The 10438-nt window shown below is 38.4% G+C and carries 13 protein-coding genes; all 13 read left to right on the forward strand.

The features are described from left to right. Positions 1 to 37: 37 nt before the first annotated feature. From OMU_RS11625 to OMU_RS11685, 13 genes are read left to right on the forward strand one after another with little or no spacing between them, the layout of a single operon-like run. Entirely contained in the window at positions 38 to 1069 is a 1032-nt protein-coding gene (locus OMU_RS11625) for a sulfurtransferase (protein WP_016180104.1), read from the forward strand. After that, positions 1069 to 1446 (forward strand): hypothetical protein, encoded by a 378-nt coding sequence (locus OMU_RS11630; protein WP_016180105.1) that lies wholly within the window; start codon positions 1069 to 1071, stop codon positions 1444 to 1446. Before OMU_RS11625 ends, OMU_RS11630 begins: the two co-directional genes overlap by 1 nt. After that, positions 1446 to 1805 (forward strand): 4Fe-4S dicluster domain-containing protein, encoded by a 360-nt coding sequence (locus OMU_RS11635; protein ID WP_016180106.1) that lies wholly within the window; start codon positions 1446 to 1448, stop codon positions 1803 to 1805. The genes OMU_RS11630 and OMU_RS11635 overlap by 1 nt, the downstream gene beginning before the upstream one ends. Further along, positions 1802 to 2557 (forward strand): heterodisulfide reductase-related iron-sulfur binding cluster, encoded by a 756-nt coding sequence (locus OMU_RS11640; RefSeq protein WP_016180107.1) that lies wholly within the window; start codon positions 1802 to 1804, stop codon positions 2555 to 2557. Before OMU_RS11635 ends, OMU_RS11640 begins: the two co-directional genes overlap by 4 nt. A gap of 9 nt (positions 2558 to 2566) precedes the next feature. Then, on the forward strand, positions 2567 to 3805 hold the full coding sequence (locus OMU_RS11645) for an ABC transporter substrate-binding protein (RefSeq protein ID WP_016180108.1): 1239 nt from the start codon (positions 2567 to 2569) through the stop codon (positions 3803 to 3805). Then, a complete protein-coding gene (locus OMU_RS11650) occupies positions 3798 to 4652 on the forward strand; it encodes an ABC transporter permease (RefSeq protein ID WP_016180109.1) in 855 nt (284 codons plus the stop codon). Before OMU_RS11645 ends, OMU_RS11650 begins: the two co-directional genes overlap by 8 nt. Continuing rightward, a complete protein-coding gene (locus OMU_RS11655; RefSeq protein ID WP_016180110.1) occupies positions 4649 to 5485 on the forward strand; it encodes an ABC transporter permease in 837 nt (278 codons plus the stop codon). The genes OMU_RS11650 and OMU_RS11655 overlap by 4 nt, the downstream gene beginning before the upstream one ends. Further along, positions 5427 to 6431: an ABC transporter ATP-binding protein gene (locus tag OMU_RS11660; RefSeq protein WP_016180111.1), complete on the forward strand. Its 1005-nt coding sequence runs from the start codon at positions 5427 to 5429 to the stop codon at positions 6429 to 6431. Before OMU_RS11655 ends, OMU_RS11660 begins: the two co-directional genes overlap by 59 nt. Beyond that, positions 6425 to 7108, forward strand: a complete 684-nt coding sequence (locus OMU_RS11665; protein WP_016180112.1) for a TIGR04283 family arsenosugar biosynthesis glycosyltransferase — start codon at positions 6425 to 6427, stop codon at positions 7106 to 7108. Before OMU_RS11660 ends, OMU_RS11665 begins: the two co-directional genes overlap by 7 nt. 13 nt (positions 7109 to 7121) lie before the next feature. Next, positions 7122 to 8117: an aminoglycoside phosphotransferase family protein gene (locus OMU_RS11670; RefSeq protein WP_016180113.1), complete on the forward strand. Its 996-nt coding sequence runs from the start codon at positions 7122 to 7124 to the stop codon at positions 8115 to 8117. Then, positions 8110 to 8790, forward strand: coding sequence for a TIGR04282 family arsenosugar biosynthesis glycosyltransferase (locus OMU_RS11675; protein ID WP_016180114.1), 681 nt, complete (start codon positions 8110 to 8112; stop codon positions 8788 to 8790). Before OMU_RS11670 ends, OMU_RS11675 begins: the two co-directional genes overlap by 8 nt. Next, the gene (locus OMU_RS11680) at positions 8771 to 9631 is read left to right on the forward strand and encodes a nucleoside hydrolase (protein WP_016180115.1); all 861 of its coding nucleotides are present in this window, start codon (positions 8771 to 8773) and stop codon (positions 9629 to 9631) included. The genes OMU_RS11675 and OMU_RS11680 overlap by 20 nt, the downstream gene beginning before the upstream one ends. 39 nt (positions 9632 to 9670) lie before the next feature. After that, positions 9671 to 10342, forward strand: a complete 672-nt coding sequence (locus tag OMU_RS11685) for a TVP38/TMEM64 family protein (RefSeq protein ID WP_016180116.1) — start codon at positions 9671 to 9673, stop codon at positions 10340 to 10342. Positions 10343 to 10438: the final 96 nt, after the last annotated feature.

Below are 10438 nucleotides of genomic sequence, written 5' to 3' on the forward strand. Positions count from 1 at the left end.
GGTTCAAGTGAAAAAATAAACTTAGAGGAGCAGTAAGATGAAAAAAGTATTAACAGTAGTAAGTTGCTTATTATTGACCGCATTGGTCGTGTTCGCTAAAACAGAACAGGTTCAAGCAGCAAAGAAGACGAACAAAGTTCAACGTTTGGTAGACAGTAAAGATATTAAGAAGGATGATTTTTTTGTGGATGCAAAATGGTTGAATAAGCAGATGAAAGACAATGATAAGACCGTAGTAATTGAGGCTTCTTACGGCGAAGGGAAAGATTATAAAAAAGCTCATATCCCAGGCGCATTGCATATCGACACGATGGAAATCGAAACTGAAGAAAACAATTGGAATATTTTAGATGCGGAAACCTGCAAGGAAGTCTTCTTGAAACGCGGTGTGACAAAGACCACACCAGTAGTCGTCTATTCTAGTGATATCAATGCGGCAGCACGTGTAGCCTTTGTTGCTTACTGGTTAGGTGTCGATCAAGTAAAAATTCTTGATGGCGGATTGAAGGCTTGGGAGAAAGCTGATTACAAAGTAGAAAAAGGGAACCAAGATGCCGAAGCTGCAAAAGATTTTGGTGCAGCTGTTCCTGGACGTCCTGAATACCTGATCTCAACCTCTGACGATTTATTAGGTGCGAAAGAAAAAAATCCTGATCTGGTTCTAGCAAGTATTCGTTCATGGAAAGAATTTACTGGAAAAACAAGCGGCTATGACTACATTGAAAATGCGGGTGAGCCAGAAGGTGCCGTGTACGCGAAATCAAGCAAAACGAGTGCTGATGTTGCTCAATTAATGAACAACGATGGCACAGTGAAGGAGCCAACGAAAATCTTTGATGCTTGGGAAAAATGGGGCATCACTCCAGATAAAGAAGTTGCTTTTTATTGCGGTACTGGCTGGCGTGCGGCTACGGCGTTCTTTATTGCCAAACAAGAAGGCTTTAAGGACGTTCGTCTTTTTGATGGCGGCTGGTATGATTGGGATAAAGCTCACCAGAAGGACCCAAGCAAATACCCTGTTCAAGTTGGCGACCCAAGAGATAAAGACAAGGTGAAAACTCTGAACTAATGAAGATCTTTCGCTATTTTTTGCACATCATTCAATTTGGATTGATCTATGGAATTTATCTGATGAATGATCTCTACCGTAATCATTTAGGTTTTATGCGGAATGTTTCCTTTTATTCTCATAAAGTGGATGCAAGTCTGTTCGGCAGCAAATTGTTTTTGCTGCCGGTCTTGTTAACGATTGTTGCCTTTTTAGTAGTAAGAAAGAAAAAAAGTCTAGAATCACTGTTGTTGTTAATGATAGCGATTATTTTTCTAATTTGGCAGACAACAATCACCTTGCAAGTAATACCCATTTATTATCTAGTGAGCGGAATAATCCTTATTGGTTTCTTACTGCAACTAGTGATCGTTTTGCTAAAAAAGGAGTTTGTTTAATGGATTATTCGAAGGGAACAATTGAAATGGCTCGCTTAATCGCGGAAAATTGTACCAGTTGTCAACGGTGCATGAAAGATTGTCTCTTTTTGCAGCAGTATTGTGATGATCCTAAAAAGCTGTTTCAGCAATTTTTAGCAGAAGGCTTAGAACCAATCGTTCCATACTCCTGTATGTTGTGCGGTCGCTGTACAGTTGTTTGTCCGTTAAAACTGAAATTAGACGAAGCCTTTTTAGCGATGCGTCAAGATTTAATCAAGGAAGGATTACCGCTTAAACAGCTCAAAAGCGTCGAAATGCATCAAAAACTATCAACAAGCAAATTATTTACGGCTGTGAATCGAGGAGAAGAAAAATGAAATATGGTTTTATGGCAGGCTGTTCTCTAAGCTCTAGCAGTCCGAAGCAAGTCGCACAAATCATCGATTATTTAAAAGGTTTTTATCCTGATTTAGCTGTTATCCAAGGTTGTTGCGGCAAACCGACTCGGATGATCGGTCAGGAGCAATTGTTTCAGCAGCGCTTTGGACAACTATCAGAACAGGTCCACAAGGCTGGAATTGATGAATTGATCGTTGCATGCCAAGGGTGCATAAAAACAATGACTCTTCAAAATCAATTTCCTACATCCTCGTTATGGGTAAAGATGGCCGAGTTAGGATTACCAAAGGAAGCTATCGGAAAAGGGAAAACAAGTGATGTTGTTTTTTCTATCCAAGATTCCTGTCCAACGAAGGAAATGACGGAGATTCATCAAGCGGTTCGCTATCTATTGGAGCAGTTAGGCTATCAGGTCCAGAAAAATCGTTTGTCGGGAAAAAACACCCTCTGCTGCGGAATGGGTGGGATGTGTGGCGTTTCTAATCCGAATCTCGCGAAGGATTTTGCAGCCAAGCGTGTGCAAGATTTTAAAACTGATCATATTGTTACCTATTGTTCCAGCTGTACTTCAGCCATGATTCTTGGCGGGGGTGAGGCTTGGCATTTATTGGATTTGATCTTTGGAGAGGTAATACATAAAGACGACAAAAGTCCTGCGCATCCACTAGATAATCCGATACGAGCTTGGAAGAATCGTTATCAATCAAAAAAAATAGTCACAAAAGCATAGGAGCAAATAATGAAGAAATGGTTAATCGGTCTACTGACAGCAGGGATGCTTTTTTCTCTAGCTGCCTGTAAGACCAGTGAAACAAAAGAAACGAAAACAACAGATTCTATTAGTAGCTTTTCTGAGGCAGTAAAAAAAGGCAAAGGTGAAACAGTGACCTTTTACGGATATGGCGGCGATGAAAAGGCCAATGCATGGGTCGATGAAGTGGTTACCCCAGCCATGAAAGAAAAATATGATATTACCGTAAAACGAGTTCCGATGGACATTGATCAGATCTTGAATAAGCTGACAACGGAGAAAGAAGCCGGCACAAAATCAGGTGATATTGATGTTATGTGGATCAATGGTGAAAATTTTTATACGGCAAAACAAGCAAAACTGCTTTATGGTCCCATCACGAAAAATGTCGAAAGCTTTGAAAAGCTGATGGACGTTGATGGACATAATTCAAAATATGACTTCGGTGTCAAAATTAACGGCTACGAAGTTCCATATGGCAGTGCACAATTAGTTTTTGCTGGAGATAAAGAAAAATTCAAAGAAGGATTTCCGACAGATACTCAAGCTTTGTTAGCCTACGCGAAGGAAAATCCTGGGAAAATCACCTACACGGCTCCACCAGAATTCACTGGCAGCGCTTTTGTTCGTAATATTATCTGCGATATTGTCGGCTATGATAAAGTTGAAAAGGCGAAAGCCAACAAGGAAGAGTTATATCAGGTTATTAAACCAGGTCTAGATTACTTAAATGAAATCAAACCTTATTTATGGCAGCAAGGAAAAACCTATCCGACCACAACTGCCGAATTAGATCAAATGTTTGCGGCCGGACAAATTGATATGAGCTACAGCTATGCTCAGATGCATGTAGCAGAAAAACGTAGCGATAATGAATTTAAAGCAACAACTGAATCATTCTTGTTTGATAAAGGAACGATCGCAAATCAAAGTTACTTAGCGATTGCTGATACTTCTAAAGACAAAGCAGCAGCATTAGTTTTGATTAATGAAATGACAAGTGAGTCTGCGCAGCTAAAAAAAGCGGAGGCCAAGTATGGCTACAGCATTCCACCTTTTGACTCTGAAAAATTATCAGATGAAAAAAATCAAAAATTAACCGATTTGTATAAAAATCAAGGAGTGCTTTCCCTTGAGAAAATGCAGGAAAAACAAATTCCCGAGGTTCAAGCAGAGAAAATCCCAATAATTGAAGCGTTATGGAAAGAGCATGTTTTACATGAATAGAAAAAAAATACTCGTTTTGCCTTTTATTTTGTTAAACAGCGTTGTGATTATCGCAGCGCTGTTTAAAGGGCTGCAAATTAGTTTGGGTTATTACCCGTTGATTGGTCTTAAAGAAATCACATTAGCAAATTTCCAACAGGTTTTAACCGATCCTTTTTTTCAAAAGTCGCTTGTATACAGCTGCTATTTGGCGCTGACTGCGACTTTTTTGTCATTGCTACTTGGGACGGCTGTCGCGTTTCTTCTATTAAAAGTAAAAAGTTCATGGCTACATAAAATTATCAGTCTACCGATTTCTTTACCGCATATTATTGTGGGCTTGATGATGCTACAGTTGATTAGTCAATCTGGAATAATTTCTCGTATACTGTTTCAACTGGGATTGATTCAAGAAATCGGTCAATTTCCCTTATTCGTCCATGACTCTAAAGGGGTAGGAATTATTTTAGTTTTTTTATACAAGGAAATTCCTTATGTTGCGGTGAGTATTTTAGCAATTTTGCAGCAAATCCAGTTAGGTTACATTGAGGTTGCTAGAAATTTAGGTGCGTCAAATACGCGAATCTTTTTCACGATTGTTTTACCGATGATTCAAAAAACATTGGCAACTTTATTTATTATCTTATTTTGTTTTACATTTGCTTCATTTGAAGTACCTTATCTGTTGGGAAGCCCAAGTAATCAAACCGTGGCTTTGACTGCTTATGATCTGTTTACTCAGGCAGATTTGACTACACGTCCTCTGGCTTTTGCCTTGAACCTAATTATTTCAGGATTTTGCTTAGCAGTTACGTTACTTATTTTGACCATTAGTAATTTTTTGCCAGGAGGGAGAAAAACCACATGAAACTTTTATCAAAGAAGTCCTATCTTTTGTTGGTATTTTCTGCGCTGGCCGTCTTGTTTCCTGTATTCATTTTAGTTCTATGGTCCTTTAGTGATAAATGGATGTACCCGGCTGTCTTTCCACAGGCAATGGATCTAAAAATCGTAAGACAAATGGTCAAAGAACCCAATTTTTTTCCGGCAATTATTAATAGTTTGATGATTGGACTTGCAACAACCCTCGTTAGCATTGCGATTGCTTTGCCGGCAGCGAACTATCTGGCGTTTCAGAAAAGGCTGTCACAGCGTTTGGTAGAAGTGATTATTTATCTTCCATTGATTTTGCCTGCTATTGCAATTATCACTTCAAGTCAGGTTCTTTTTTTGCAATTACGACTAACAGGAACTTTTTTCGGTATTATTCTGATTCATACCTATTTGTGTTTACCTTATGCCATGCAGCTCCTGCTAGAAAGCTATCGACAGTTAGGCGAGGGATACAATTTGACGGCGCGAAGCTTAGGGGCGGGTCCTTGGATGACTTTTTGGCAGATTACTTGGCCTCTGCTAAGAACGGGTGTGAGTACAGCTGCTGGACTTGTGTTTATTGTCTCTTTCAGTCAGTATCTACCAACCTTTTTTATTGGTGGGGGTCGTATCGTCACACTACCGCTGTTGCTGCTACCATATGCTAATAATGGGCGTTTCGGATTAGCTTCGTCCTATAGCTTAGTTTTTCTAGGCTGTACCTGGCTAGGCGTATTTATTTTGAAAAAAGTAATTGGAGGAATGAACAATGGGGTTAAGCGTCAGAAACGTACAGCTAACCTATGGAAAAAAAGAAATACTGCATGATTTATCTTTCGATGTTCAGGATAGCGAAACGATTGCACTTTTTGGTCCTTCTGGTGTTGGTAAAACCAGTTTGCTTAAAATGATTGCGGGAATTCAGCCAGTTGAAGGAGGAACGATTGATTTCACTGAGGGATTCTCACAGGAAAGCACCGTGTTAGTTTTTCAAGATTTTTGGTTATTTCCACATATGAATGTGATTGATAATATCGGTTTTGGCCTTAAAGCGCGCAAGTCTTCAAAGCTGGAAATAAAACAAAAAGTAAATAAAATTTTAGAGGTATTCGATTTAAAGAGATTAGAGCGACAGTTTCCTGATCAATTATCCGGAGGACAAAAACAACGGGTTGCGTTAGCACGAGCGATCGTTTTAGAGCCAAAGTTGTTATTATTAGATGAACCTTTTGCCAATCTAGATGGACACTTAAGAAGCGCTATGCGGGATTATTTGCGACGGCTGAAGGAGACTTATCACTTTAGTATTATCTTAGTGACTCATGATCGTGACGAGGCCTTTCAATTAGCGGATCGCATGGTCGTTCTTTTGGAAGGGGCAATTCAGCAAATTGGTGAACCAAAAGAAATTTATTTTTTTCCCGAGAATCGAAAAGTTGCTAAAGCAATGGGAGAAACGAATTTTATTTCTGGAACAGTCAATGGTCATAAATTCCAGATGGAAGATGCAGAAATTACTGTTCAAAATCCAGCGAGTATCCATGGAGATGCGGTTCTTTTTATTCCATCTGGGACAGAATTTACGATTGAAAAGATCGCTGGCGCTGGCATCCCAGCATTTGTGGAATTTAGCGAGTGGACACCTAACGGTCAAAGATCTGAAATTAGAATTGGAGCAACAATCTGTATGTTCACAAATGTATCTGAAAAGCTCGTTGCCGGAGAAAAAATCTTCTTAACCTTCAATGAGATTTTACAGGTGATGGAATGTTGATTTCTATTATTATTCCCACATTAAATGAAGAAACGAATCTTGAAAACTTATTGCGACAACTAAATCAGCTAGAAAAGAAGATTCCTTTTGAAATTATCGTAGTTGATGGTGGCAGTCAAGATGCAACGATTGCGATTGCGAGTGATTATGCAAAAGTTTACCAATTAAAGCAGGGGAATCGGGGGGCTCAATTAAAATTAGGGGCAGAGAAAAGCCGCGGTGAAATCTTATGGTTTTTACATAGTGACAGTCGTTTAGACAACCAATCAGATATTTTGGCGCAGATTCATCGAGCTGTAGCTAATAAAAACAATAGCGCCGGCTTTTTAAAGCTTTCATTTGATTCAACTGAGCTCTTTTATCGTTATTTAGCTAGAACTTCAACTTTGCGTGCAAAGTATCTTGGGCTGATCTTTGGTGATCAGGGTCTATTTACGACACGCGAAAACTATGAGCGGGCTGGCGGGTTTGAAACTGTTCCATTAATGGAAGACTGGCGGTTGAGTCGCCGATTGAGAAAACTCGGAAAATTCTATTATCTACCCGTGACAATAACCACATCTGCCCGAAGGTTTCGAAAAGGAAAACTCAAAGTACATTTACGTATGCATAAAATAAAATTGCTCTATTTATTAGGAATGTCACCAGAAAAATTAGCGGAACGCTATTATAAATAGGAAGGAGCCATTGATGTTAGAAAAGATTCAGCTCTATATAGAAAAAAATCAACTTACTAAAAAATTGCGACTACAAGGACCTTATACAGTCAAATTCTTAGCACAGGGTGAATACAATCAAAATTTTTTGATCTCGGATGAAAAAAGCCGATATGTATTTCGTTTGAACTACGGTAGTCAACTACATTTAGACAACCAGATTCGTTATGAATATCAGGCGCTAAAGTGGCTTGAACGGACGGGACGAACACCCAAAGTATATTATGTTGATGACAGCCGTCAAAGCTTTGATCAAGGTTTATTGATTATGGAGTTTTTACTTGGTGAACCGTTAGATTATCACAAGGATTTATTAGAGGCTTCCAAAATTTTTGGTCGAATTCATAAACAACCAATTGATGAAACTGCTGAGAAGATTTTTGTAAAGGAAAAATCTACCATTTTATCTGCCCGAGTAACTGAGTGTCAAAAGCTGTTAGAGCCGGTGCTAAAAAGTGAATTTGTTCCATTACAGGCTCAAAAGCAACTGGCAAGTGCTTTGGATGATTGTCAAAAAAATATTCATAAACAGAAATTTTTTATTGATTTGGATCAATGGTGTATTAACAATACTGAAGTGAATTCCCATAATTTCATTATTGGGAAGCAAGGATTTTTAATCGATTGGGAGAAGCCAGTCATCAGTCATCCTGTCCAGGATATTTCACAATTCTTGGCTTCAACGACCACTCTTTGGCGGAGCAATTTAATTTTAACCCAAAGAGCAAAACGAGATTTTTTATCTGATTATCTAGCTGAAACGCATGTTGACGTAGCCACATTTGAAGAGGCCCTTAGGATTTACCATCCTTATCTAATGCTACGTGCATTGTCTTGGTCGGCAATGGCTTTTGACAGCTATCAAAAGGATACGAAGCAATTAAAAAATCAGGAAATTTTCGAGAAAGTTTCTAGCTATTTAGCAGAAGATTTCTTACGTCATGCCTTAAAGGAGCAAGTCTTTGAATAAATGTGCCTATATTTTATTTACTCGTGTTCCTGTACCAAATAAAGTTAAAACGCGTCTGCAAAGCTTGCTCAGCGGAGAAGAAGCATGCCAAGTTCAACAGGAAATTTTACTGGATAGTTTTCAAAAATTTGAAGGGTTAAATGAATGTGGTATAGATTTATACTTGGCGTATTCGGATGAAGGAGATCCAGCGTCCTTACTTTCTGCACTACCAAAAAACTTCCATTCTTTTCAGCAGCATGGTGCGACAATTGGGCAGCGAATGAATCACGCGATCAAGCTTGTTTTTGCAAAAGGTTATGAAAAAGTGGTACTAACAGGCAGTGACATCCCAAATTTAGATACGACAATTATTCAATCTGCATTCCATCAGATGTGTGAGATTGTTTTCGGCCCCTCACCAGATGGTGGCTACTATTTAGTAGGCTGTACACAATCCATTGATTTAACACCGATTTTTGAAACGAATATCTCTTGGGGGAAAAGTGAAGTATTGAAACAAACGTTGCAGCATTTAACAGATTATCAGGTGGATTTTTTGTCTCCGTTACAGGATGTTGATTATCCTGAAGATTTAAAAATGCTTCAACATGATCTAAAAAAAGAAAATCAATATTTGATGTATTGGTTAGAGGAAAATCGAGGATTATTAAATGAGAAAAGTCATTTTTGATTGTGACAATACATTTGGCTTAGCGGATCATGATGTGGATGACGGATTAACGCTTCTTTATTTGTTAGGGGCACCAACGATTGACTTACTTGGTGTAACTTTAACCTATGGGAACGGATCACTTGAAGAAGTTGAAAAAATGACAAAGGAACTCCAACAGCGTTTGACGCTATCTTTTGATTATTATTCAGCAAATCAAGCAGAGTATCTAGTCAAACAAGTCAATCTCTATCCAAATGAAATAACCATCCTTGCAACCGGCGCATTAACAAACTTGTCTGAAGCACTGAGAATAGACCCGAATTTTTTTAAGAAGGTTCAAGAGGTTGTCCTGATGGGAGGAACAATCGAACCACTAAAGGTGAATCATCGCTTAGTCACCGAGTTAAATTTTTCTTGTGATCCTGATGCTGCAAAAAGTGTCTTATTGAGTCAAACGAACCTTACAATCATGAATGGACACATGACCTCGGAAGCATTCTTTTCGCGACATGAGATGAATCAGTTTTTAACTTTAGTTGAAACAACAATTAATCAAGACACATTGAAATGGATTCATCAGACATTGGAAAACTGGATTAAATGGAATGAAAAGGTATTTGGTTTCAGCGGTTTTTGTAATTGGGATATGACTACAGCTGTCTACTTAGAGCGTCCGGAGTTATTCAGCCAAGAGCGATACAATCTATCAAAAAATCAGTTGACTCTTACTAAAGGGCGAATGACACTGACTGATAAATCTGACTATTCTATAAAAATGCCTAAAAAAATTTTGGATATAGCTGAATTCAATCAGCTAGTGATTAAGCGAATGACATTAGCGTTTAAAAAAGAGGACTAAAAGCAAATATTGAATCTGATTCAAAAGAAGGGAGCACATGTGAAAAAGATTATCGTCTTTATTGCTTTTATTTTGTTAGGAATATTTTTGGCCTACAAGTTTGGTTTAGTTGATTTTCTGACGGATATTTCCAGTTTAAGAGCCTACTTAGAAGCACTTGGCTGGCAGGGTTACGTGATTTTTATTTTACTTTCAGTCATTGTCGCTGTGTTTCTTTTACCGGGACAGTTTCTAGCGATTGTTGGTGGACTAGCTTATGGCGGACTTCTTGGCGGACTATTAACAATTATTGGTGCATCACTTGGTGCTAGCATCTCCTTTATTATTGGAAAATACATCGCAAGAGAGTATATATTGAAGCGTTTTGGTAATGACCCAACTTTTCAAAAAATTGAAAAGGGCGTTAGAGAGAATGGTATCTCATTTTTAATTTTCACACGTTTGGTTCCCGTTTTTCCTTTTGCAATCCAAAGCTACGCCTATGCCATGACACCGATGAGTGTAAAAAAATTCAGTTTGATCTCCTTTATGACAATGATGCCGGCCAGCTTTATTTATGCTTTTATGGCTTCTGAAATTGCTTTAAAGGGAGTTTCTGGAGCTCTGTTATTGGAATTAACAGTTGCGGGAATTTTCTTAGCTTTGTTAGCATACCTACCTAAGAAGCTTAGCAAAAAAATAAATCAATTAAATTCTGAATACAAAAAATAATGGCTCTTCGTCAAATCGTGTTGGTGAAGACAAATTTGAATAAAACTTAGTCCGATATGCGGCGCGTTCTGTGCGCCGCATATTTTTTTAGTTTTC

It is taken from the genome of Enterococcus avium ATCC 14025 (genome assembly GCF_000406965.1).
GTDB lineage: Bacteria > Bacillota > Bacilli > Lactobacillales > Enterococcaceae > Enterococcus_A > Enterococcus_A avium.